This window comes from Gemmatimonas sp., from assembly GCF_021298855.1.
Taxonomy (GTDB): Bacteria; Gemmatimonadota; Gemmatimonadetes; order Gemmatimonadales; family Gemmatimonadaceae; genus Gemmatimonas.
Genome location: NZ_JAJTHI010000026.1, coordinates 51,994 through 75,104 on the forward strand (window position 1 = coordinate 51,994; position 23,111 = coordinate 75,104).

Here is a 23,111-nt window from a genome sequence, read left to right on the forward strand (position 1 = left end):
CCAGACACGCGCGCATGCCCGAGTTCTCCTTCGAAGCGGTCGACGCCAGCGGAGCCCGCACGCGCGGCACCGAGAGTGCCGTCAATGCCGACGCGCTGGCGCGGACGCTCGAAGGGCGCGGACTGTATCTGCTCGATGCGACCGAGGGCGCCGTCGAGCGCCCATCGCTGTTCGCCACGCGGCAACGGCGCGACGTGCTGGAGTTCACGCGGGCCATGGCCGCGCTCCTGCCGGCGGGTTTGCCGCTGGCGCGGGCCCTGGACAGTGCGACCGACCTGACCAGCGACACCACCCGCCGCTCCCTCGCCGAATGCCGCGCCGCCGTCATCCGCGGGGAATCGCTGGCGGAGGCGCTCGCCGCCTTCCCCACGCTCTTCTCTCCCCTCTACGTCGGCGTGGTGCGGGCCGGGGAGCGACGTGGGGAAGTGGCCGTGGCCTTCGCCCAGCTGGCCGCACAGCTGGAGCGCAACGAGCAGCTGCGTGGTCGTCTCGTTTCTGCCCTGCTCTATCCGGCACTGCTCGCGGTCGCTGGTGCGTTCGCCATTGGGGTGCTGCTGGTCGTCGTGCTCCCGCAGTTCACCACGCTGCTCGCCGATGCCGGCGCGGCGCTACCGCGCAGCACGCAACTGCTGGTGGCCGTTTCGGCACTGGCCGTGCGCGGCTGGCCGGTGCTGGTGACGCTCGGCGTGGGTGGAGTCGTGACGCTGCTGTGGCTGCAGCGCAGCGAGGCGGGGCGAGGCACGCTGGCCCGATCGCTGCTGCGCCTGCCGGCGGTGGGCACGCTGCGGCGCCAGGTGCTGGCCGCGCGCTTCGCCCGACTGCTGAGCGGGTTGCTTGGTGGTGGTGCGCCGCTCTATGCGGCGCTGGGCGACGTCATCGAATCGCTTGACGACCCTGTGGCTCGTGAGGAGGCCGCGGCCGTCCGCGCGCGTATTCGCGAAGGGCTGTCGCTGCGGGCCGCTCTCGAGGCCGGCTCGCTCTTTCCGCCGGTCCTCTCGCAGTTGGTTGGCGTCGGGGAGGAATCCTCCCGCCTGCGGGAGTTTCTCCTCAAGGCGGCCGATCTGCTGGACGAACGCGCCGAGCGCGCCGCGCAACGCACTGCGGCACTGATCGAGCCCGCCATGATCGTGCTCTTCGGTGGGGTCGTCGCGTTGATCGCGTTTTCCCTGCTGCAGGCCATCTACAGCATCAATGCCGGGACCTTTGCGCGATGACCGGAACGCGCGCCCGCCCCGGATTCACGCTGCTCGAGGTGGCGGTGGTGCTGGCCATCACGGTCATTGGCGGGCTCCTCGTGCTGCCGCGATGGAACCGCCCGCTGGCCACCGATGCCGCGGGCGCCGACGCGCTGTTCGACGGCGACGCCCCGGGCACCCTGCTCGCGCGCACCCTCCTGCTGGCGCGCGGGCATGCCATCGCCACGCGTCAGGTGGTCACGGTCCGGTTCGACGTGGCCAATCGTACCATGCGGGCCGATACCAGTGGCGCCGCCGGGAGCGGCGTTTGGCATGAAGGCCCGCTGCCACTGGCCGCCGGTGAATCGCTCGAGCCGGGTGATCTGCTCACCAGCGTCACCTTTCATCCCTCCGGCGCGGCGTTCGGCGAATCGCTGCGTGTTCGTCACGGCGAGGGTTGGGTGGCCGTGCACATCGATGCCCTCAGCGGCGACGTGTCGCGCCATGCGTACTGACCGGCCACGCCCCGTGCCCGGTGCGGCACGACGTCTGGCTCGCCCGCGGCGCGGCCTGTCGCTGCTGGAAGCGGTGGCAGCCCTGGCCATTGTTGGCGCGACGAGTGCAGGGGTGCTGGCCGCAACAGGTGCGGGACTCCGCACCGCCACGCGCGCGCGCCATGTGGTCGAAGCCGAGGCGCTCGCGTTGGAGGTGTACGCCCGACTCGCCCTCGCCAGCGACGCCGCGCTGCGTGCGCTCCCGGACTCCCTGGCTGGCGGACAGTTTCCCGAACCGTTTGCCGAGTACGACTGGCGCGCGACGGTACGTCCGCACGCGGAGTGGGCCGGCCTCGTGACAGTCGAGATCGCGGTGACGTGGCCCGAGGGGGCGCATCGCCTCGCCAGCGCACTGTATCGTCGTGCGCCGGCCGCAGCGCTGGAGGAGGGATTGTGACCGTCCGCCGCGGCACGACCATGCTCGAACTGGTGGTGGCGTTGGTCATCACCGCCGCCGTGGCCGCCGTGGGGGCATTGGCGTTTCGCCAGGTGGTGGACCGCCGGATCACTGTGGTGGAGGCCACGCGCAGCACCGAGCGCGCGGCCGCGCTGCGGACCACGTTGCGGGAGTGGATCAGCACGGCGTCGCTCGACACGCTCATTGCCCCACCGGGCGAACTGCACATCATCACCAACGCGCGAACGCCCACCGGTACGCCCGGTGCGCGTGTGCGCCTGTACATCGACACGGATCCGGAAACTCCCACACGCGGCCTGTGCGCCACCTTTCGTGCCACCGGTGGCGCAGCGCAGCGAACGCAGGAACTCGACGGCACCATGACGGCGCTGCGGGTCGAGTATCTCGATCGCGCCACGGGACAGTGGGTCGGCGAACCGGCACTCCTGGCCGGACGACCGCGCGCGGTGCGCCTCACCCTTCCGCCAGACGACACGCAGGCCCCGCTCTGGCAGCTGCCGCTCACCCTCGTGGTGGACTCCCCGCCGCTGACCGGGGGCGCCTCGTGACCGGTTCCCGCACCGTACGCGGTCACGCCCGCCCGGTTGGCCCCCGGCCGCGCCGCCCCCGGCGTGGCCTGGCGTTGCTGGCGGCACTCTGGCTGGTGGTCATGATCACCACCGCCGGACTGCAGTTCGCCGCCGTCTCGCGCGACCGGCGTTTTCTGGCGCTGTCGGCGGTGGATCGCGGACGTGACCACGTTGCGCTGGAGGGGGCGCTGGCCATCGTGCAGGCCCGCCTGGAGAGTGAGTTGCGCGCACCGTCCCGCATGCCCTCTGGTCGAGCTGCCCGGCGCCGGTCGGCGGTCGGCAGCACGCGCGTCGATCCGTGGCGGGCGCTCGATGCCCAGCTTGGCGACGGGGTGCGTGTGGGGGAGGTGCTCGTGGCCGTGCGCAGCACCGACTTGGGGACCGTCTTGAATGTGAATCTCGCCGGCGAGCGGGAGTTGGGGCTGCTGTTCGGAACACTGCTGCGGGACGACCTGCTGGCCGATCGACTCGCCCGGCGCATTGCGGACTGGCGCGATGCCGACACGCTGTCGCGTCCCAACGGGGCCGAAGCGGCCGAGTATCGCCGCGCGCTGCGCAGTGCCCTGCCAACGAACGGACCGTTCCGTGCCCTCGATGACCTGCGGGACGTCCTTGGCATGACGCCGGAGATCCTCGCCACCATTCGCCCGTTCCTCACCGTCGACGGGGCCAACGTGCGCGTCAACCTGAACGCTGCACCGGAGCCGATCCTGCGTACATTGCCCGGTATGTCCCCGCCGGTCCTCGCCACCATACTCGCACTCCGCAGCGCCGGACGCCGGGTGGAGTCCATTCCGGCGCTTGCTGGTGGAACACGCGGGCCACAGCGCGGGGACGACGCGGCCAACGGGGCGTATCAGGCCCTAGTGCGTGATCTGACCGAGCGCACGCTGCTCGAGACCCGAGAGGTCGCGCTGGAGTTCACGGTGGTGGGAGAACCCGGTCCGCCGACGACCGGCATGGTGGTGGTGCTGCGCCGCTTCGATGACGGCACGACCGATGTGCGGTGGCGGCGATGATGACCTCCGGAGCCACGGCCACCGCCGGCATGGCGCTGTCCGCCACCGACGTCGTGATCACGGGTACCGGTGACGCGGAGACGTTCCGCGCGACGCTGCAGCCCCCGTTGGGCGATCGCTGGCCCTCGTTGCAGGAGGCGCTGGTGGCATACCGTGCGCGTCGCGGTGGCGCAGCGCTCACCTTGCGCGTGGCGCTGCTGCCGCCGCTCGCCGAGGTGCGCATGGTGGCCCTGCCTCCGGTGGATGAGGCGGACGCGAAGCGGTTGCTCTCGCGTACGGCGGCCCGGCACTTTCTCGACGTGCGCGAGGCGCCGGTAGTCGGTGTGGCGCCGGCACGTGGTGGAGGGGCCGTCGCGCAGGCAGGGGCGCTGGTCGATCGGCTGGCGGCCGCCGTGGCCGCGCCCGTACTCACCCGGGTGCGGCAGGCCGCGCGCGACGCCGGATGCACGGTCGACGTAATCGTGCCTGCCGTGACGGCCTGGAGCCGCGGTGTCTCACCAGCCCAGCGCGGCCTGCTGGTGTCGTACGCGGGACAGCAGGAGCTCATCGAGGTGCAGGGTGGCACCCCGAGTGCACTGCGGCGCTTCCGCGAGGCGGGTGACGAGCTGGCCCTTGCCGAGGCGGTGCGTGCCTTCGGTCCGCTGGCGACCATCGGCGATGCATCACTGGCGGCGGCGGTGTCACTCACTGCAACGTCACCCCGAAGCTGGCCGCTGCGCTTCGACCACGCCGACCGTGCGGCCCACGATGCCGCCACGGTCATGCCGCGCTGGGTCGCACCCGTGATCGCGATGGCGGCGCTGGCAGCCGTTGCCGTGCTGGGGCTCGAATGGCGAGCACGTGCTGCGCTCGACGAGCTGCGCGCTGATCGGGCAGCCCTGGCACCGCAGCTCGAGCGCACGGCGCCGCAACGCCTGCAGGTGGAACGCGCCCGGCTGCTGCGCACCCTCGACGCCACGAACCGGCAGACCGTGTCCCGTCGTCTGGCGGCCGTCAGCACGGCCCTCCCGGATGCCGCGTATCTCACGCGCGTTCGCGTGCGCGGCGACAGCATGACGCTCGAAGGGCGCGCGGTGCGGGCCGGCGCGGTCTGGTCGGCGCTCACCGGCGCGCCGGCCATTGGCACGGTCACCGCGGCGTCGCCGGTGCGTCGCGAAACGGCGGTGGATGGCGTGCCGCTCGACCGCTTTGCCTTCACCCTCTCCGGGACGGGTACGCCATGAGCCGGTGGCGCGCCCTCTCGCCCCGTGACCGGCGCGCGCTGCTGCTGGGCGGCGCCGTGGCGATGCTGGCGGTACTCGTGTCGCTCGTGGTGCGGCCATCCCTCGCGCGGCGCACGCTGCTGGCCGACCAGATTGACGCCGAGCAATCGCTGCTCACGCGTGAGCAGGAGGCGCTGACGGCGTCCGGCGATTCCACTGGGGGCGCCACTGCGGACGCGGCAGCCGGGCGCGATCCAATCGCGCGCCTCTTTGTCGGCAGCGACGACGTCGCCACGGCCGCGGCGTTTGCCGAACATGTGGAGGCGCTGGCTACCGCGCACGGCGTCTGGTTGCAGCTCGTCTCCAACCGGACGGCCGTGCCGGGTGACGCGCAGCTGCGCACCCTGCGCGTGGATGTTCGCGCCGAAAGCGACATGGCCGGATTGCTTGGCTTCCTCGAGGCGCTCGAGCACGGGCCGCGCCTGGTGCGGGTGGAGCAGTTGGAGCTCGCCCCCAGCAGCGGTGCCGCCGATGACGGGACGGCGCCGTTGCTCATGACGGCAACCCTCGCGGCGTTCGCGGCAACAACCGCGGTGCCCGCCGCCGGGGGTGCCGCAACGGCCACCATGTCGCGTGTGCCGGTGGTGGATGCCGAAGCGGTGCTGGCGCGCGACCCGTTCTCGCCCGAACGCCGCGCTCCGGATGTCCGCTATCAGCCGCCGCGTGCCGACGCCGTGTACGTGGAGCGTGGAACCGATGATGACCTGCCGACCGACGAGCCCCAATCGATGACGATGCCGGTGGTGCATGGCACCGCCACCGACGCCAGCGGGGCGGCCTTTGCCATGTGCGCGCTTGACGGTGGGCCCGTGGTGGTGCTGCGCGCGGGCGACACGCTGGGTCCGTTCACCGTGCTCTCCATTGAGCGGGCGCGCGTGCAGTTTCGTGATGCGTCAGGACGACGATACTTGATCGATGCCATGGCACCCCCCGAAGGAGCCGTACGATGACTGCTGCGCCAATCGTTTCCCCTGCCCCACGGCATGGAGCCGCGCGCCGTGCGCGAATGGGCGTGGCCGCGTGTGCCGCCGTGTGCTGTCTCGCCCTGCCCGGCCTGGCGCAGGCGCAGCGCGGCACCGGGCGTGACACCGCCATCGTGCGCAAGACGCCCGATGGGGTGGTGCTGGACTTCGTGGAGCAGGAGGTGTCGGTGGTGCTGCGCGCCATTGCGGAAGCCGCCGGGCTGAGCGTGACGCTCAGCAACATGCCCGACGAGCGCGTCACGCTCCGCCTGCAGACCCCGCTGACCCGCGACGCCGCCCTCGATGCCATGCGCGCGGTGGCGGCGGGGCATGACATCACCATGCAGGAGGGGAGTGCCGTCGTGCGTCTGGTGGGGCCGCCGCGGGTGGTGCCCGGGGCGCGCACGGCCGAGCGCACGCTCAATCTGTACACGCTCCGTCTGCGCCACACGACGGCGGCGGCCATCGCGCCGCTGCTCATGAACGTGCTCACGGGCAGCGGCAGCCCCGGCGCGAGTGGGCGCGGCACGTCGACGGCCATTGGACGCATTCAGGGGGTGCAGCGTGGTCCGGGCGGCGTCGCCCCCGCAGCCCCCGCCGACAACACCGGCGCCATGGCGCGTCCGACGAGCGGCACCGAGGTGGGGGCGCCGGTGCTGCTGCGCGACGCCGGTGGTGCCATCTTCGGCCAACAGGTGGCCACCGGCACCGGGGGCGCGTCATTCTCCGACATCCGCATCGTGGCCGACGACGCCACCAACTCGCTCGTGGTGCGGGCCACGCCTGAGGACTTCCAGGCCGTGCAGCAGCTCGTGCAGACGCTCGACTTGCGTCCGCTGCAGGTGCTCATCGAGGTCACCATTGCCCAGGTCGAGCGCAGCGGTGACCTGTCACTCGGCGTGTCCGGCGTGGCCTCGAACACCCGCGGTGCCGCCACGGGCGATACCCTGGGCCGCCTCCCAGGCGCCGGATCACCGCGCGACTTCGTGGCCATGATCACCGGCGGTCGCGGTACCGTGAACTTCGATCTCGCCATCAACGCGCTGCAGACCCGCGGCAACGTGCGCCTGCTGGCCCTTCCGGTGCTCATTGCCCAGAACAATCGCGAGGCCGTGCTCAACGTGGGCTCGAGCGTCCCGTTCGTGCAGGTCTCGCAGCAGGGCGGCTTCGACCCGCGCGCCCTCGTGCAGACGGTGCAGTACCTGCCCGTGGGCAAGCAGCTCACCATCACCCCCACCATCAACGCCGATGGGTACGTGAACATGGAGGTGGTGCAGACCAATGACGACGTGACCAGCAACCTGCTGTTCAATGCCCCCATCATCAATCAGCGTCAGGCGCAAACGGCGGTCTTCGTGCGCAGCGGGCAGACGACGGTCATTGGCGGACTCTCCGACAACACCGAGGACGTCTCCACCTCGGGCATTCCGTTCCTCAGTCGCCTCCCGTTCGTGGGGTCGCTCTTCGGCAACACGAAGCGGAGCACCCGCACCACCGAGCTGTTCCTCTTCCTCACGCCGCACATCGTGTCGAGCGACGAGGACGTCGACCGGTTGCGCGAGCAGGTGCGCAACGGGTCGCCGCTGCTCAAGGACGTCCCCATTGAAGGGCGCCTCCGGCCGCGTCCCGATTCCTCGGCCGTGCGTCCTCCCGCCACGCCCGGCCCGTCGCGGTGATGCGGCCGGGTGCCGGTCCCCTGATCGCCCCACCCGAGGTGCGGCCCGCGGCAGAGCTCGACGCGGTGCGCCGCGTGGGCGGTCCGCTGCCGGCGGAGTGGCTGGAGGAGCATGCCGTGCTCCCGCTCCACCTGGAGGGGGATGCGCTCCAGGTGGGCACCTGGCTCGCGGCCCCCGCCCCACTCGTGCTCGATGAGCTCCGCCTGCGCTTCGGGGCCTCGGTCACGCTGCGCCGGTACGAGGAAGCGGCGCTGCGCAGCGCCATTCGTCGCGTGTACGCGCAGGAATCGAGTACCGCCGAGGGCGTCATTGCGGGGCTTGGCCCCGCGGCCACCACCGGACGCGGGGGTGAACTGCCGCTCGACGATCTCGTGCACCTGGCCAACGAAGCCCCCGTGGTGCGCCTCGTGAACCTGCTCATCCTGGAAGCGCTCGACGCGCGCGCCTCCGACGTGCACCTGGAAGCGTTCGCAGATGGACTGCGGGTGCGCTATCGCGTGGATGGCGTGCTGCAACCCGCCCCGTCGCCGCCAGCGCAGCTCACGGCGGCCGTGATCAGCCGCCTCAAGATCATGGCGGAGCTGGACATCGCCGAACGGCGGCTGCCGCAGGACGGGCGCATCAGGCTGCGGCTGCAGGATCGCACGGTCGACGTGCGCGTGGCCACGGCCCCCACGCTGCACGGAGAGAGCGTCGTGCTGCGCCTGCTCGATCGCGAACGCGGCCGGCGCTCGCTGGCCGACATGGGCATGGGCGGCGAGACACTGGCCCGCTTCTCCACCATCATTGGGCGCACGCACGGCATCGTGCTCGTGACCGGGCCGACCGGATCGGGCAAGACCACCACGCTGTACGGCGCCATCGACGTGTTGCGCACGGGCCGCGAGAAGATCGTCACGGTCGAAGACCCCATCGAGTACGAGTTGCCCGGGGTGCCGCAGGTTCCCGTCAACGACAAGGTGGGGGTGACCTTCGCCTCCACGTTGCGCGCCCTGCTGCGGCAGGATCCGGACATCCTGCTCGTGGGCGAGATCCGTGATGCGGAGACAGCGCAGGTGGCCACGCAGGCGGCGCTCACGGGTCACCTGGTGCTCAGCACCCTGCACACGAACGATGCACCGAGTGCCATTACGCGCCTGCTCGACCTTGGCGTGGCGCCGTACCTGGTCGCCAGCACGGTGGAGGCCGTGCTGGCGCAACGGCTGGTCCGGGTGCTCTGTCCCCACTGTCGCCGCGAGGCCGACCCCGATCCTGCCCCGCTGCAGCGGCTGGGGCCACTCGCGTCGCCGCTCACGCGCGTCTGGCGCGCAGTCGGGTGTCCCCAGTGCCGTGACACCGGCTATCGCGGTCGGCAGGGCGTCTTCGAACTGCTCGTGATGAGTGAATCGCTGCGCGCACTCACGCAGGCGCGCGCCAGTGGTGAGCAAGTGCGCGCGGTGGCGCTGCAGGAGGGGATGCAGACGCTGCGCGACGACGGCGTGCGCCTCGTGCGTGCCGGGGTCACCTCGCTCGAGGAAGTGCTGCGCGTCACGTCGGGCTGAACAGACGGAGAGACGTTCCCCGCGCGCGCCGGTGTGACGCCGCGCGCACCGATTGTCACGATCATGGCGTGACACCACACGCTGTGTGATCTGTCGCACAGGGCGCCGTTGCGGGCAGCCTGGGGAATCGTGAGCATGACGCGAGCCGTATGCCCGTGTCCGCTTCCTTCGATTTCACATGATCCCTTCACTGCCAACGGCATGGCGTGTGGGCGTGGCGCTGCTCGGCGTCGTGGCCGCCGCACCGACGCTTCACTCGCAGGCCGCGCCACGACCCACGGCGTCCGGATCCGCGCCGGCTGAACCCACCGTGCGCGGCGCCCTCGCGCATCTGGCCACCAAGTACGGCGCCTGGCTGTCCATCGGTGCGAGTCGCGGTGGCGCGGATCTGTTCTGCGAGGTGTGCACGCAGGATCCCACCTACGGATGGGGGCTGCAGGCCAGTGCCGGACTGCGGCTGGCGCCGGCCTTGCTGCTGGGGGTGGAAACCGTCGGGTGGTTCGATGTGCTTGGCGACGCGGATCGCACGGTGCGCAGCACCACCGTGCTGCTGCGCAGCTACGCCTTCGGTCGCTCGCGACCCTTCCTGCAGGGAGGGGCGGGCGTGGCGCGCTATCGCGTGAGCGACGGCAACGCGGGCTTTCACACGCAGTCCCCGGCACTCACGCTGGGCGTGGGTCATGATTGGCGCGTCGGCTCGGCCACGGTGACGCCCCACATCGATGCGGTCGTATCGGTGGGCGGCAGGCTGCAGAGCGCACGCACGAGCAACGCCATCGATCCCAATGCGCGGCTGGCGCTGGTGCGCACCGGCTTCGCGCTGTCGTGGTTTCGCTGACCACCTGCTGACCACCTGCTGACGACCTTCGGAGAGCATATCATGCGCCCTGTCCGTCCGTATCGTTCCGTCGCTGCGGGGCTGCTCGTCACGGCCACCCTGGCAGCGTGCAGCGGCACCGCCGACGCGCCCACGCAACCATCGGCCGATGCCATCGCGGCAGCCGCGCCCAGCCGGGCGTTCGGCATCTGGACGCCCGGGCGCGGCGATACCTGCTCCGCCGACGTGCACGATCGCTACGCGACGCTGGGCCCCGACGGCAAGAAGTACCCCATCTGGCATCCGCCGACCGATCCCGCCACGGGCTGTTCCTTCGGCCACGAGCACGGCCGGGATCCGCGCGGCTCGGCGCTGTATCGCGAGGTGGGCGATCTCCCCTTCGGCTACGCCAACGAGCAGCTCGACCGTGCCGGACTTGGCATGCAACGGCACGAAGACCACGTGGGCCACAAGATCGAATGGGAGAACGATCTGCGTATCCGTCCCGGCGGCAGCGGCGGCGTGCTCGAAGTCACCTGCGACGTGATGGCCAAGCTGCATCAGGGCACGCACTCACGCGATGCGTTCGCCAACAACCTGCACGAACTCAATTACCACATCCGGTGCAATGACCGCACCGAGATGCACATCACCATGCTCAGCGCCATCGGGCGCGCGGGGGAGTTTCAGAGCACGTGCGGCGGAACCATTGCCGCCGGCCCCGGCAATCCGGCCAACGCACCAGCCGGTGGCGGCCATCGCCGCATTCCCGATGCCGCGTGCATCCTGAATCGCATCCTGGTCGATCCGTCGCGCAGCTCCGATTTCGGCAGCCTGCACGAGAGCTGGGAAACGTCGAACGAAATCAAGGCGGCCAACGGCAAGCGACTGGCGTTCTTCAATCCGTACTTTCAGGTGTTCCGCCCGAGTCGCTTCTTCGACCCGCTCAATCCCACCGTGGTGGGGCGTCCGGTGGCGCTCTGCGCGACCGTCATGGGCGAGCGCCGGGCCCGCAGCCGCGAGTGTGATGGCCTCACGAGCACCGTGAATGGCACGCTGCTCAGCGTGGACTTCGATGACAGCCGGTCGCCCTTCAACGGCGCGCGCCGGCAGGTGGACATCAACGACAACGTCATCAGCAACGGCGGCGGGGCGACCGAGTGGTACACCGACCCCTTTGGCCGCAACGGTCGCACCACGCCGTTTCCCGGCAGCATCAAGCAGTTCATTGCCTCGATCGACAACAACTACGGTGTGGGCGTGAACGGTCCGGTGATCGGTGGCAACCGCGTGTACAGCGGCACGGGTACACGGGCGCCGAACTGATCAGTAGACGATCGGCTCACGCATTCCGGTAAGCGGCGATTCGACACGGCGGTCACGCGCCTGCAGGAGTGGGTGGGGCGGCGCGGTTCGTGCGCATTCATCGGTCGCACGTGGTCAATCTCGACTTCGTGAGCGCCATTCGCCCGCACGATGCCGGACGCTATCTGGTGGAGCTGCGCGACGGAGCCAAGATCGTGGCCAGTCGTTCGGGTACGCAGCTGCTGCGGCAGCTCACCGGATGATCGTGAGGTACGCTCCATGTGGCGCTCGCCGCGACGCGTGATGCAAAGCGGATACGCAGATGCGCGACCGCGCACCAGGGCTGACAACTCGCCATTTGCATCGGCTGCACGTATGCTTTGGTGTACGTGGCCGATGTGCCAACCGTGTGCGGCCGCGCTGTGCGTCATCCTCTTGCTGGAGACAGCCATGCTCACCCCTCGTCGGGTCTTGTCGCCGCTGCTCTCGCTCACGCTCGTCCTTTCGCTCGCAGGAACTCGGGCCGAGGCGCAGTATCCGGAACTGCAGCCGGGCACCACCATTCGCATGCGCGGATCGCAACTCGCGGGAACCGTGCGTGGCATCATCGTGGCCCGAAGTGGTGACTCGCTCACCGTTGCCCGCACGAATGCGGGGCCGCTCACCATCGCGATCTCGTCGTTGAACTCGGTCGATGTGTTCCGCGGGAAGAGTCGCGGACGCGGTGCGCTGCGTGGTGCCTTGTGGGGCGTCGGCGTTGGCGCGCTGCTCGGCCTCGTCCCCGCCGACGAGAGCGAATGCGAGTTGGACCCGGAGGTGCCGGGCTGTGGCTCCGTGGCGCAGTCAGTCGCGTTGACGGCTATCGGCGGGGGCGTGACGGGGTCGTTGATCGGCGTGGCGATCGGTGTCGAGCGGTGGGACAAGATGCCCATCGCCGTGCGTGTCGGGGTCGGACGTAGAACGGGGGCCGTCATCAGCGTCGGCCTTCACCGCCGGTAGCCTCCATGAGCGCCGTCACCTACCGACACCTGATGGGGAGTGTGGTCTTCCTCGCGCTGGTGGGCACCAGCCAGCCGCCGGTCGCCCTGCAACCCGTCCAGCCGGCGCTCTTCGCGGCGCCCAATTCGTTCGTGAACGCGCTGGCTGATGTGGATGGCGACGGCGATCTCGACCTGTTCGTGGGCTTCAATGGCGCGCCCAACCGTCTCTATCGCAACGACGGCGGCACGTTCGTGGACGTGGCGGCGGCCAGTGGCGTGGCCGATGGCCGGCCGACGCGCGCGGCGGCATTTGGTGACTGGGACGCCGACGGCGATGCCGATCTGTTGGTGGGGTTCGCCCCCGGGGCCGGGCCGGTGCTGCAACTATACAGGAACGATGGCGGGCGCTTTACCGACGCCACCACCGTGGCCGGGCTGAGCATGGACAGCGGTGCCGTGCGACAGCCGGTGTGGGTGGATATGGACAGCGACGGGGACCTCGACCTGTTCGTGGCCTTTCGCGACCGCGCCAATGCGTTGTTCCGCAACGAGGGTGGCCGTTTGCGCGACGTGGCGGCGGAGGTGGGATTGGCCGATACCCGGCGCAGCGTGGGCGCGGTGTGGGCCGATCTCGATGCCGATGGTGATCTCGACGTGATCGTGGGCAACATGGACGGCGACGCCAACGGGGTGTTCCGCAATGACCGCGGACGATTCACCGATGTGGCCGAGGAGTGGGGGCTGGCCTGGGGTGGCCGCACGCCGCGCGATCCAGCCAACGGGACCGTGCGCCCCTGCGTGGCCGACGTGAACGGCGATGGCCGGTGGGATGTGATCACGGCCAACTACGGCACCCCTGGGCTGTTCCTCTCCAATGGCAAGGAATGGCGCAACGAAGCCGTCGCCTGGGGCGTGGCCGCCGACGGCCGGTACGATAGCTGCGCTCTGGCCGACCTCGATCACGACGGGACGCTCGACCTCTACCTCAATGGCACGGTCACCCAGGGACGCAACTGGCCCGACTACCTATACCGGCGCCAGGGTTCACGTTTCGAGAACGTCATCCCCTCCGATCTGGCCGCCGTCACCGCCGACCACGGCGTGCAGTGGCACGACCTCAACGGCGACGGCACCGCCGATCTGGCGCTCACCGGCCAGGGGCCGCATGCCCTGTTTGCCAACCGGCTCCCCGACAGTCTCGCCGTCCGCTCGCTGCGGGTGCGGGTGGTGGACGGGCGCGGCCGCGCCACGCGGGCGGGGGCCGAGCTGCGGGTGTTCGCCGCCGGCAGTACGCGGCTGCTGGCCACTGCACTGGTTGATGCCGGCTCGGGCTACGATGCCCAAAGCGACGCCCCCGTGCATCTGGGGCTCCCCCAGGGCGGCCGAGTGGACGTGGAGGTCACGTGGCCGGCCAATGGCCGTCGCCGGGTTACCCTCGTGCGCATGGTCGCGGTGAACGGGCGCGAGGTGCTCACGGTGCGGGCGCGGTAGCCGGGCGACCGTGACACTGGCTTCCCGGCGGCTGGTGCGCGACCCGGGGTGGTAGCCCGTGACGAATGGTGCCCGCCGGTGGTCTAGCGCAGGATGAGGGTCCGGGATGAGGGGGCGGACTGTCGCCCCCTCCCCTTGGCGGTACCGCCATTAGCTTACCCGCCATGCTCCCCAGTCCTGTGACCTCCGCCGTATCCAGACCGCGATGAGCCAGCCCACGACGACCACCCCCGACGCCCTCGAGATCCGCGACAGCCGCACCGGATCCACCTATACGGCCCCCATTCGCACCGAGGGGCCCGAAGGGGACACGTACATTCGCGCCGCCGATCTCAAGCAGGTGAAGCGCGAAGCCGGTGAATTCGGGACGCTCAGCTACGATCCGGCGTTCATGAACACCGCGTCCTGCCGCAGCGCCATCACCTTCATCGATGGCGACAAGGGCATCCTGCGCTATCGCGGCTACCCCATCGAGCAGCTGGCGGAGAACGCCACCTTCCTCGAGGTGGCCTACCTGCTGCGGCACGGCAACCTGCCCGACCAGAAGCAGTACGACACGTGGGTGCACGACATCACGTTCCACACCTACGTGCACGAGAACATCCGCAAGTTCCTCGAGGGCTTCCGGTACGACGCGCACCCCATGAGCATGCTGTGCAGCGCCACCGCCGCGCTGTCCAGCTTCTATCCGCAGGCGCGGGACATTCACGACCCGCAGCAGCGCTACATCAGCATGATTCGCCTCATGGCGAAGCTGCCGACCATTGCCGCCTTCGCGTACCGGCACGTGAAGGGGCTGCCCTTCATCTACCCCGACAACGATCTCAGCTACACGGAGAACTTCCTCTCCATGGTGGCGCGCATGTCGGAGCCCAAGTACGAAGCGAACCCGGTGTTCGTGAAGGCGCTCGAAGTGCTCCTCATCCTGCACGCCGATCACGAGCAGAATTGCAGCACGAGCGCCGTGCGCGCGATCGGCTCGTCGGGCGTGGACCCGTTCTCGGCGGTTGCCGGCGGCATCGCCGCGCTCTTCGGTCCGTTGCACGGCGGCGCGAACGAAGCCGTGCTGCGCATGATCAGCGAGATCGGCGACAAGAAGAACATCCCGGCGTTCATCGAGGCGGTCAAGAGCGGCAAGGGGGAACAGCGGCTCATGGGCTTCGGCCACCGCGTCTACAAGAGCTACGACCCGCGTGCGCGCATCGTGAAGCAACTCGCCGACGAGGTGTTCGCGCAGGTCGGCATGGACAAGGACCTCGAGATCGCGCTGGAGCTCGAGCGGATCGCGCTCAGCGATGAGTATTTCATCGCCCGCAAGCTGTACCCCAACGTCGACTTCTACACGGGCCTCATCTATCGCAGCATGGCCTTCCCGACCGACTTCTTCACGGTGCTCTTTGCCGTGGCGCGCGTCGCGGGCTGGATGGCCCAGTGGGAAGAGATGATTCTGGACAAGGAGCAGAAGATCGCCCGCCCCCGGCAGATCTACATTGGCGAAGGCGAGCGGCAGTACACCGACCTGCTCACCGAGAAGTTCCCCAAGGCGCGCAAGGACAGCATTCGGAAGTAGCCGCGCCGCTCCCGAACGACACAGTGTGCCCCAGACACGATTGAACGATTCGACATTGCAGGCGTCGGCGCTGGGTCTCGTTGTCCCCTGTTACAACGAGGCCCGGCGGCTCGATCGGGCCACCTTCCGGACGTTCCTGTCCGATCCGTCGGGACCGGCGTTGCTGTTCGTGGACGACGGCAGCACCGATGACACGGCCGCAGTGCTCGACGACCTGGTGCAGGCGTCGGCCTCCGGCCGCGCCGAGGTGCTGCGCCTCCCTGCCAATGGGGGGAAGGCGGAAGCGGTGCGCCAGGGGCTGCTGACGCTGCTCGAGCGTCCGGGGCTGGAATTCGTGGGTTTCTGGGACGCCGATCTCGCCACGCCCCTCGAGGAGATCCCCAACTTTCTGGGGACCTTCCGGCGCAACCCGGATGCCGATTGGATCTTCGGCGCGCGCGTGCAGCTGCTGGGCCGCAACATCCGTCGGCGGGCCATCCGCCACTATCTCGGTCGCGTGTTCGCCACGGCGGTGTCGGTGACCTTGACCCTGCCGGTGTACGACACGCAGTGCGGCGCCAAGATGTTCCGGGTATCGACGAGCCTGCGGGATGTGCTGCGTCGACCGTTCGTGTCCCGCTGGATCTTCGATGTGGAAATGATCGCCCGACTGCTCGCCCTCCCCGAGCGCGCACACGCGACCGATCGCAGTCGCGGCATCTTCGAGCTGCCGCTGCAGCAGTGGGTTGACGTGGATGGATCGAAGGTGCGCCCCCGTGATTTCTTCCGGGCGTTCCTCGATCTGCTGCGCATCCGGCACAGCGTGCGATGATGGGCGCCGACGACCAACGGCGACCCGCGGACCGCAGGCGCTGGGACGAAGGGGCTCACCGCACGCTCGTCGTGGCCTTGGCCCTCACGGGCCTCGTGCTGGCGGGCATCCTGGCGGAACGTCGCGAACTGTGGCTCGACGAGTACCATACGTGGTGGCTCTCGACCATGTCGCTGCCTTCGCTCTGGACGTTCGTGACCGGCGATGTGCATCCGCCGCTCTATTTTGCGCTCATGAACGGGTGGCAGCGGCTCGCCAGCGACAGTCCGCTCGCCTTGCGCCTCCCGTCACTCCTGGCATACACGGCGAGCGTATTCGTGTTCGCCGCAGCCCTGCGACCGGCAGGTGGCACCGCCGCCGTGCGGAGCGCCGCCGTGGCCCTGTTCGCGCTGTCGCCGGCCCTCGTGTACTACGGCAGCGAAGCGCGCATGTATGCGCTCACGGTACTGCTGGCGACGGCATCACTGGCGTGCATCGTGCGCTTGCACGACGAGCGCGGCGCTGCCCGGCAGTCGGACGCCACCGCCCTCGCCGTGGCGGCCACCCTGCTCGTGTATACGCACTACACGGGGCTCTTCTTCCTGTGCGGCGTAGGGCTCGCCTGGCTGCTGCGCTGCCTGCGGCGACGCGCCGAGTGGCGCCCCTTTGTGCGGTTCGCCGTGCTGGCTGGGGTGGGCACCGTGCTCTGGCTTCCGGTCATCCTCGAGCAGCGTGCCCGGAAAACGGCCATTGACCGCCTGCACGTCGAGGCGGTGGCGGCGACGGGCCCGGCCTCCACGCCAGCGACCCGGGCGAATGGCACCGCCGCAGCGACCACGCCGGCGGGAACGGTCGCGACAACACCGGGGATGATCCCGTGGGCCAGGGATCTCGCCATGAGCACCGCGAGCATCATGGGCGTGTTCCCCGCTCCCGGCGTTGTACTGGCGGGCCTCCTCGCCGCTCCCTTCCTGGTGCTTGTGGTTGGGGTGCTCATGGCGCTGCGCTCACGCGACGAGCTGGCGTTCACGCTGCTTGTCGTCTTCGCTGTGTCGGCAGCGGGCACGCTCATCGTGCCCATCTCCCGTCGCTATCTCCTGGTGGCAGCCCCGGCGCTGTTCCTGTTGCTCTGGCGGGGGCTGGTGGCGCTGCATCGCCTGCGACCGGCGCTGGTCCTTGCCGGTCCCGCGGCCACCGTCGTGTCGCTGGCGGGCTGCCTGCGCATGACGACGACACCGGAAGCGCACCCGCTGGCCCACATCGCGTCGGTCATCCGCGCCGATACGAGCCGCCTCCCCGTGCACATCATCTCGAACTATGCGGCCGTGCCCCTGCGCTACCACCTGCGTCGGGACAGCGCCCCCGCGATACTCGGCTTTCCGGTGAATGTGGAAGCCTGGTGGGCCAGTCAGGCCTTCAAGGGGTGGGCAACCGTTCCGGTCACGCGCGACAGTACCGAAGCATGGCTCGGCGCGCACGCGGCGCCTGACCTCTGGCTCGTGCAGTTCGAGGCTGATTTTCAGGACCCGTGGCAGTACATGGCAGACGGCCTCGACCGACGGTACGTACGCACGGAAGTCGCCGCCGACGTCCTGCGGGGAACGTCGTGGCATCTGTATCGCCTCACGACGAGACACGGTGCGAGGCCGTGACCCCGCATGGCACGGAACTCGCCGCTGTATTCGGTGTCAGTGTGATTCCGACAGCCCGAATCGGCCATTTCCCCATCCGGCCGTGACCTTCGCTTTCGCTCTCCCTCTCAAGATTAGGACCGGGTGATGGGTAACTCCCTGCGGACCGAGGGTCGCTCGGTGTCCGTGGTCATTCCAGCGTTTCGGGCGGCGGCATTCCTCGGCGAGGCCATCGCGTCCGTTCGCGCCCAGACGGTTCAGCCTGGGGAAGTCATTGTCGTCGACGACTGCTCGCCCGACGATACCGTGGCGGTGGCGCGCACGCTCGACGTGACGCTGGTGGAGAGTACGAGCAATGGAGGGTCGGCGCGCGCGCGCAACATCGGCATCGCACGAGCGTCCGGCAGCATCGTCGCCTTCCTCGATGCCGACGACATGTGGCATCCCCGGCATCTCGAACTGTCGCTGCGCGCCCTCGACGAATCGGGAGCCATTCTGTGCAGCAGCCGGACCACCACGGGCGATGTGTTCCCTCCCATCGCCGAAACAAGTGGCCATCAGCACTTCGCCGAACGCGCCTTGCTGGCGCACATGCTTGGGCCCAACCCGGTGGCGCAGACCACCTGCGTGCTGCGCCGTGAGCCTCTGCAGCGTGTGGGGGGCTATCAGGACGGGGAACGGCACGCCGAGGACTATCAACTCTGGTTGCGCCTGGCCACCCAGGGCAGCTTTGCACTCCTCGATGCCGTGACGTGCCGCTATCGGCTGCATCCAGGGCAGACCAGCCGCGCGTCCGTGAGCATGTTCGAGAAAGCGTGGGAGCACCGGCTTCGTGCCTTCCGCGAATGGCAGGCGCAGTTCGGCGACCGCTTTCCCACGCTCGAGCAGGAGTGCCTCGCGGCGCTCGACCACGCCCTCGCCGTAGACCTCACTGCCGTGTGGTACGACCTCGACCGGCCCGCACGCGATTTCTTCGAAGGGCTCGCCGACCGCACGCCGGAACTGCGTCCCATCTGGAACCGCCAGCTGGCCACCCGGGAGGCATGGCCGCTCGCGCGTCTCCGCAAGGCCGCCCGCCAACTGCTTCGCGCCGACTCCACCTAGCGTCGCTACTGCATCCGGAACAGGTAGCTCACCTTGGCGAAGAACACATCCGCCGAGCGCCGCAGGGTGCGGAAACCATCAGGCTCGTCCGCGCGCAACTGGTCGCCATATCCGAAGTACACCACCGTCCCCGGGGACGGCAGATACGAGAAGAGCACATCGAGCCGGGCGCGGGTGCGTTCGAAGGCCACGGCCCGCCGCAGCGTCCCGTCGCGTTGCCGCAGGTAGACCGGCAGCTCCGTACGGGAGTCGTCGCGCAGCGAATCCTGCTGCACTACCGAGTGTTCACCGATCACCCGCACGAACACCTGTCGCGTGACCTGATACTCCGCACGCACGCGGGGGGTATTCCGCGACAGCACCAGCGAGCCGTCGGTCTTGCGGCGAAAGGTTTCGTACGCCCACGTCGCCGACAGGCGCAGCTGCTCCGTGGGGCGCAGGTTGAGCGACTGGTTGAAGAGGAGGATGTCGGCGGAACTCCATTCGGGGAAGTTCTCGTCCTGTCCCCAGACCGCCACGGTGGTGGCGCTGAAGCGCTTGAACTCCGGGGTGCTCACCGACGTGACCCAATCGAAGTTGGGCAACCGCCGCGTGCCGGTATACCCGAGCGTATCCACCCGCCCGCCCGACCCGGGACGCAACAGGACGTAATTGGCGTAGAGGTCGCGATCGAAACCGAACTCCTCACGCAGCCACTGCGCTCCCACCTGCCAGCCGCCACGCAGGCGTGTGTTCGTGCGCAGGTGCAACTGCGCATCCTGCGCCGGCCGCCGGGTCACGAAGTCCGCGTACTGATATCGTCCCAGGACGTACACCTCGGGGCTGAACACTTCCACCAGGGCACCGGGTTTGCCGAACAGGTTGAGCCGGTGCGTGGCACTGATGTTCGCAATCCCGGGGCGCGCAATGAACCCGCTCTGCGCATCGAAATCACGTGAGATGCCGTTGAGGACATAGCGCGCGTAGAACGCCCGTCCATTGCGTACCGCGGAGAGATCCCACAGCGGCGCCGATCCGGACTCATCGCCGGTGCGGGTGAAGCTGCGCACCGCCTGCGCCTGCACGCTGTAGACGCCACGCACGAGCCGGCCGTCCACCCCCACCACACGATTCCAGTTGCGTCCTTCCGTGCGATCGGTATAGACGAACCCCAACCGGCTCTGTTTCCCCACATCCCGCTGCAGGCGCACGATGTTGAACAGCGGTGACTCGCGGCCCGTGACCGAGGCCTCGCGGCTGTCCACGGCGGAGAGCACGCCGATGTCGAAACCGCGCTGCTTGCCGGTGAGTTTCGTGGCGAATATCGGCTGCGAGATGCGTCGCGTGTAGATGAGGCGATTCGGGGTGCTGAACTGCTCCTGGCTTTCGAGAAAAAAGGGGCGTCGTTCGGCGAAGAACACCGCAATGCGCGGATCCGGCGAGAACTGCGTCGCGTCGGCTTCCACCTGCGAGAAGTCCGGGTTGGCCGTTCCCGACAGCGTGAGATTGCTCGTGATTCCCCAGCGCGCACTGCCGCCAATGTCGGGGCGCTGCGTGTCGTAGCGCCATGAGCCGGGCGTCGCGCCCTGCCCACCGAATGCGCTCGACGTCACCGTGGGGATGAGATCCACCGTGACGCCTCGCTGCAGGTCGCGCAACCCGTCGAGCGTCCCCGACTGGGCGAGAAAGCTCGCGCTCGCCCGCTTCGTCGCGGTCCACGTCTGCTCATGCCCGGTGGACTGCACGGTGCGCACCACGTTCAACTGCCAGGTGTGCACATCCCCGTTGCGATAGCGGAGGCTCTTGAACGGAATCGCGATCTCCACTTCGTAGCCGCGGTCGGTGACGCGCCCCTTGGAGCGCCACACGTAGTCGGGCGCGAGATCCGTGGCTTCGCGTGCTCGGGTGGTGGTGCTCGCGAAGCCGCCGCCCGTTGCCGCACCGGTTTCGGTGAGCACGCCGTCGCTCTGGATCCCGAAGGGATTGACGGCGAACACCAGCGCCTGCCGACTGTCGTTGTAGGTGCCGAGGAACAGCTGGATGTTGTCGTCCTGCGTGATGCGGTCGCGGTCGGCCAGTGTTGCGCGCACGCTGCCCGGGGCCGCATGGGCTCGCACGCCCACGTGCAATGCCGTGCCGCTGTACCACACCAGCACCTCCGTGCTGTCCTGCGCGGCAACCCCATCGGTGGGAAAGAACTGGGAGAATCCGGTGAGGACGGACGCGGTGCCCCATTCCGGTTCGTCGAGCATGCCGTCGATCACCGGGGCCCGCTCGGCGCGTGGCACGGACACCTTGGTCTTGCCGCTGCGGCCATCGTATACCGGGCCCGGTTCAATGCGCCGAGTCGCCGCGGACGGAGTGCCGACCGAGGTCAGCAGCAGGGGCACCACGAGCAGGGGCAGCAGGGACACGACGCGTTGGGCTGGGGCAAGGGGGGCGCTTGCCGTCCATACGCGGCGCGTGGGTGATTCGTTACGGCACGCCGGCGCTGCCGTGAGCGTAGCTTGGGACCATGGTCGGGATTCCCCCGGATCCTTCAGCGGCCACTCCTTCGAGATCGCCCCCGAAATGGGGGCCGTCCTCTTCGCGGGCGTGGGGATGTGGGCCGGACGGACTCTCGCCAGGACGGCGCCAGCGATGCCAGCCTGGGCATCGCCGCCCTTGGTGCCAGCCGCCCCCTCATCACTGCCTGCAATCGACCCCGAAACGCTCTCCCACCGCAACCCGTCGCAGGCGGCACGCCGGCTTGGCCTCATCCCATGAAGCCGATGCGGTTGGATCGGCGCACATCAACCACGGAGCGTCTGGTGCCGCAAGACAGTGTGACGACCACCACCCGCGTGGTCATGACATCGGGACTCATTGCCGGGTCCATCATGGGCGGCATGTTCCTGGTCACGTATCCGTTTCGCGAGCAGATCGGCTTCGGTCCGCTTGGCATGGCCATCGGATACACGAGCATGGTACTCGCCTTTCTGATGATCCATGTGGGGACACGGCAGTATCGCGATCATGTGTCCGGCGGCACGGTCACCTTCGGGCAGGCGCTCAAGGTGGCGGCGCTGATCGCGCTGGTGGCCACGCTCGTGTACATCGTGATCTGGGAGGTGGTGTACTACACCCTGCTCCCCGACTTCATGGTGGAGTACGGCCGCTTCACCGTGGAGCAGGCGCGCGCCGCCGGCAAGAGTGCCGCCGAACTGGCCGCGATGCAGCAGCAGATGACCGAGTTTGCGGAAGCCTATCGCAACCCGTTTGTGGTGGCAGCCTACACCTTCCTCGAACCGCTGCCGGTGGCCCTTCCGTTCTCCCTCGTGAGCGCCTGGCTGGTCAGCCGCCGTCGCGGGAGCTGGGGTCAGGGCTGGGGTCAGGGGAGCTGGGGTCAGGGCTAGGGTCAGGGCTGGGGTCAGGGCTAGGGTCAGGGCTAGGGTCAGGGCTGGGGTCAGGGCTGGGGTCAGAGCCGCTCACCACGCCGGAACACCTGCCGCACGTAGGTGAGTGTGGCATCGTCCACCTGAGGATCACACAAGTCACGATACGCGGCCCGGCGCAATGGAGCGCTAGCTCCGAGCGAGCAGTACTCGGCGTGTTCAGTAACGAGCGTGTCCGGATGCCCAAGCGCCAGGCAAGCGTAGCTCGACCACGGGAACTGCCCCGGCGAAGTACAAAGACCGGCTCGTACAGGATTCTGATCGATATAGCGGCTACACGTCAGAAAGTAGCGCGCTGAGGTGATCACGCTGGATCGGAAGCGCCCTTCCCAAAGAGTCCCCGTTCGGCCATGGCGCTGGTTGAACCACCGAACGTACTTGGCACCCATCCATTGGGTAAGGCGACCAAGGCCATCAGCCCGTAGCGGCGTAATGAGCAGGTGAACATGGTTGGCCATGAACACCCACGCGTGTACAGCACAGCCAAATTGCTGCGTGCCGACTATCAGCAGCTCACGGTAGACTCGACGGTCGAGGTCATCAATGAAGATGGCCTGACGATTGTTGCCGCGCTGGATGTGATGCGCTGGAACACCGGGGACTACGCTGCGTGGAATACGAGCCACGTGTAATGGAAGCTGGGCGTGAGACAGAAGACTGGCCTACAACACTATCCGCCAGCGCCGTTTCCCCCTCATCACTTCTACGCGCGCGCTACCGTGGTAGCGCAGCGAGGCCGCAAAGTGGGAGCCAGCTCTGACCCCAGCTCTGACCCCAGCTCTGACCCCAGCTCTGACCCCAGCTCTGACCCCAGCTCTGACCCCAGCTCTGACC

21 protein-coding genes are annotated in these 23,111 nt (G+C 68.9%); 19 read left to right on the forward strand and 2 right to left on the reverse strand.

The genetic code is table 11. The features are described 5' to 3' along the window. Positions 1 to 14 precede the first annotated feature (14 nt). From LW840_RS09830 to LW840_RS09915, 18 genes are all read left to right on the forward strand, one after another. The gene (locus LW840_RS09830; protein WP_291267757.1) at positions 15 to 1,214 is read left to right on the forward strand and encodes a type II secretion system F family protein; all 1,200 of its coding nucleotides are present in this window, start codon (positions 15 to 17) and stop codon (positions 1,212 to 1,214) included. Next, entirely contained in the window at positions 1,211 to 1,690 is a 480-nt protein-coding gene (locus LW840_RS09835) for a type II secretion system protein (RefSeq protein WP_291260508.1), read from the forward strand. Before LW840_RS09830 ends, LW840_RS09835 begins: the two co-directional genes overlap by 4 nt. Then, entirely contained in the window at positions 1,680 to 2,126 is a 447-nt protein-coding gene (locus LW840_RS09840) for a hypothetical protein (protein ID WP_291273778.1), read from the forward strand. The genes LW840_RS09835 and LW840_RS09840 overlap by 11 nt, the downstream gene beginning before the upstream one ends. Next, complete coding sequence (locus LW840_RS09845; protein ID WP_291267755.1) at positions 2,123 to 2,695, forward strand: hypothetical protein; 573 nt, start codon at positions 2,123 to 2,125, stop codon at positions 2,693 to 2,695. The genes LW840_RS09840 and LW840_RS09845 overlap by 4 nt, the downstream gene beginning before the upstream one ends. Continuing rightward, complete coding sequence (locus tag LW840_RS09850) at positions 2,692 to 3,735, forward strand: type II secretion system protein GspK (protein WP_291260511.1); 1,044 nt, start codon at positions 2,692 to 2,694, stop codon at positions 3,733 to 3,735. Before LW840_RS09845 ends, LW840_RS09850 begins: the two co-directional genes overlap by 4 nt. Beyond that, positions 3,732 to 4,958: a PilN domain-containing protein gene (locus LW840_RS09855; RefSeq protein ID WP_291276907.1), complete on the forward strand. Its 1,227-nt coding sequence runs from the start codon at positions 3,732 to 3,734 to the stop codon at positions 4,956 to 4,958. The genes LW840_RS09850 and LW840_RS09855 overlap by 4 nt, the downstream gene beginning before the upstream one ends. Beyond that, positions 4,955 to 5,947, forward strand: coding sequence for a type II secretion system protein GspM (gspM, locus tag LW840_RS09860; protein WP_291267752.1), 993 nt, complete (start codon positions 4,955 to 4,957; stop codon positions 5,945 to 5,947). The genes LW840_RS09855 and gspM overlap by 4 nt, the downstream gene beginning before the upstream one ends. 62 nt (positions 5,948 to 6,009) lie before the next feature. Then, positions 6,010 to 7,635, forward strand: a complete 1,626-nt coding sequence (locus LW840_RS09865) for a secretin N-terminal domain-containing protein (protein ID WP_291276908.1) — start codon at positions 6,010 to 6,012, stop codon at positions 7,633 to 7,635. Continuing rightward, entirely contained in the window at positions 7,635 to 9,176 is a 1,542-nt protein-coding gene (locus tag LW840_RS09870) for an ATPase, T2SS/T4P/T4SS family (RefSeq protein ID WP_291260515.1), read from the forward strand. Before LW840_RS09865 ends, LW840_RS09870 begins: the two co-directional genes overlap by 1 nt. A gap of 178 nt (positions 9,177 to 9,354) precedes the next feature. Then, positions 9,355 to 10,014, forward strand: coding sequence for a hypothetical protein (locus tag LW840_RS09875; RefSeq protein ID WP_291260516.1), 660 nt, complete (start codon positions 9,355 to 9,357; stop codon positions 10,012 to 10,014). A 42-nt stretch (positions 10,015 to 10,056) separates the two neighbouring features. Then, positions 10,057 to 11,319, forward strand: a complete 1,263-nt coding sequence (locus tag LW840_RS09880; RefSeq protein ID WP_291276909.1) for a hypothetical protein — start codon at positions 10,057 to 10,059, stop codon at positions 11,317 to 11,319. 89 nt (positions 11,320 to 11,408) lie between these two features. Then, entirely contained in the window at positions 11,409 to 11,561 is a 153-nt protein-coding gene (locus tag LW840_RS09885; protein WP_291260518.1) for a LytTR family DNA-binding domain-containing protein, read from the forward strand. 187 nt (positions 11,562 to 11,748) lie between these two features. Beyond that, positions 11,749 to 12,297, forward strand: coding sequence for a hypothetical protein (locus LW840_RS09890; RefSeq protein WP_291276910.1), 549 nt, complete (start codon positions 11,749 to 11,751; stop codon positions 12,295 to 12,297). A gap of 5 nt (positions 12,298 to 12,302) precedes the next feature. Continuing rightward, the gene (locus LW840_RS09895; RefSeq protein WP_291276911.1) at positions 12,303 to 13,769 is read left to right on the forward strand and encodes a CRTAC1 family protein; all 1,467 of its coding nucleotides are present in this window, start codon (positions 12,303 to 12,305) and stop codon (positions 13,767 to 13,769) included. 205 nt (positions 13,770 to 13,974) lie between these two features. Continuing rightward, a complete protein-coding gene (locus LW840_RS09900; protein WP_291260521.1) occupies positions 13,975 to 15,339 on the forward strand; it encodes a citrate synthase in 1,365 nt (454 codons plus the stop codon). 40 nt (positions 15,340 to 15,379) lie between these two features. Then, positions 15,380 to 16,150 carry a glycosyltransferase gene (locus LW840_RS09905; protein ID WP_291268795.1) on the forward strand — a complete coding sequence of 257 codons (771 nt, stop codon included), beginning with the start codon at positions 15,380 to 15,382 and terminating at the stop codon, positions 16,148 to 16,150. A 71-nt stretch (positions 16,151 to 16,221) separates the two neighbouring features. Then, positions 16,222 to 17,781, forward strand: coding sequence for a glycosyltransferase family 39 protein (locus LW840_RS09910; protein ID WP_291276912.1), 1,560 nt, complete (start codon positions 16,222 to 16,224; stop codon positions 17,779 to 17,781). A 126-nt stretch (positions 17,782 to 17,907) separates the two neighbouring features. Then, positions 17,908 to 18,864, forward strand: a complete 957-nt coding sequence (locus tag LW840_RS09915) for a glycosyltransferase family A protein (protein WP_291276913.1) — start codon at positions 17,908 to 17,910, stop codon at positions 18,862 to 18,864. Between the two features lie 5 nt (positions 18,865 to 18,869). On the opposite strand, the gene LW840_RS09920 is transcribed toward LW840_RS09915, so the two are convergent. Then, on the reverse strand, positions 18,870 to 21,257 hold the full coding sequence (locus tag LW840_RS09920; RefSeq protein WP_291267940.1) for a DUF5916 domain-containing protein: 2,388 nt from the start codon (positions 21,255 to 21,257) through the stop codon (positions 18,870 to 18,872). A 411-nt stretch (positions 21,258 to 21,668) separates the two neighbouring features. On the opposite strand from LW840_RS09920, the gene LW840_RS09925 reads away from it, so the two are divergent. Further along, on the forward strand, positions 21,669 to 22,238 hold the full coding sequence (locus LW840_RS09925; protein ID WP_291276914.1) for a DUF4199 domain-containing protein: 570 nt from the start codon (positions 21,669 to 21,671) through the stop codon (positions 22,236 to 22,238). 62 nt (positions 22,239 to 22,300) lie between these two features. Here LW840_RS09925 and LW840_RS09930 read toward each other — a convergent pair whose 3' ends face one another. Then, positions 22,301 to 22,903 (reverse strand): transposase, encoded by a 603-nt coding sequence (locus LW840_RS09930; RefSeq protein WP_291267421.1) that lies wholly within the window; start codon positions 22,901 to 22,903, stop codon positions 22,301 to 22,303. Positions 22,904 to 23,111: the final 208 nt, after the last annotated feature.

Coding starts and splice junctions, on each gene's coding strand:
- LW840_RS09830 (WP_291267757.1), top strand. CDS start 15: ATGCCCGAGTTCTCCTTCGAAGCGGTCGACGCCAGCGGAGCCCGCACG.
- LW840_RS09835 (WP_291260508.1), top strand. CDS start 1,211: ATGACCGGAACGCGCGCCCGCCCCGGATTCACGCTGCTCGAGGTGGCG.
- LW840_RS09840 (WP_291273778.1), top strand. CDS start 1,680: ATGCGTACTGACCGGCCACGCCCCGTGCCCGGTGCGGCACGACGTCTG.
- LW840_RS09855 (WP_291276907.1), top strand. CDS start 3,732: ATGATGACCTCCGGAGCCACGGCCACCGCCGGCATGGCGCTGTCCGCC.
- gspM (WP_291267752.1), top strand. CDS start 4,955: ATGAGCCGGTGGCGCGCCCTCTCGCCCCGTGACCGGCGCGCGCTGCTG.
- LW840_RS09870 (WP_291260515.1), top strand. CDS start 7,635: ATGCGGCCGGGTGCCGGTCCCCTGATCGCCCCACCCGAGGTGCGGCCC.
- LW840_RS09875 (WP_291260516.1), top strand. CDS start 9,355: ATGATCCCTTCACTGCCAACGGCATGGCGTGTGGGCGTGGCGCTGCTC.
- LW840_RS09880 (WP_291276909.1), top strand. CDS start 10,057: ATGCGCCCTGTCCGTCCGTATCGTTCCGTCGCTGCGGGGCTGCTCGTC.
- LW840_RS09890 (WP_291276910.1), top strand. CDS start 11,749: ATGCTCACCCCTCGTCGGGTCTTGTCGCCGCTGCTCTCGCTCACGCTC.
- LW840_RS09895 (WP_291276911.1), top strand. CDS start 12,303: ATGAGCGCCGTCACCTACCGACACCTGATGGGGAGTGTGGTCTTCCTC.
- LW840_RS09900 (WP_291260521.1), top strand. CDS start 13,975: ATGAGCCAGCCCACGACGACCACCCCCGACGCCCTCGAGATCCGCGAC.
- LW840_RS09915 (WP_291276913.1), top strand. CDS start 17,908: ATGGGTAACTCCCTGCGGACCGAGGGTCGCTCGGTGTCCGTGGTCATT.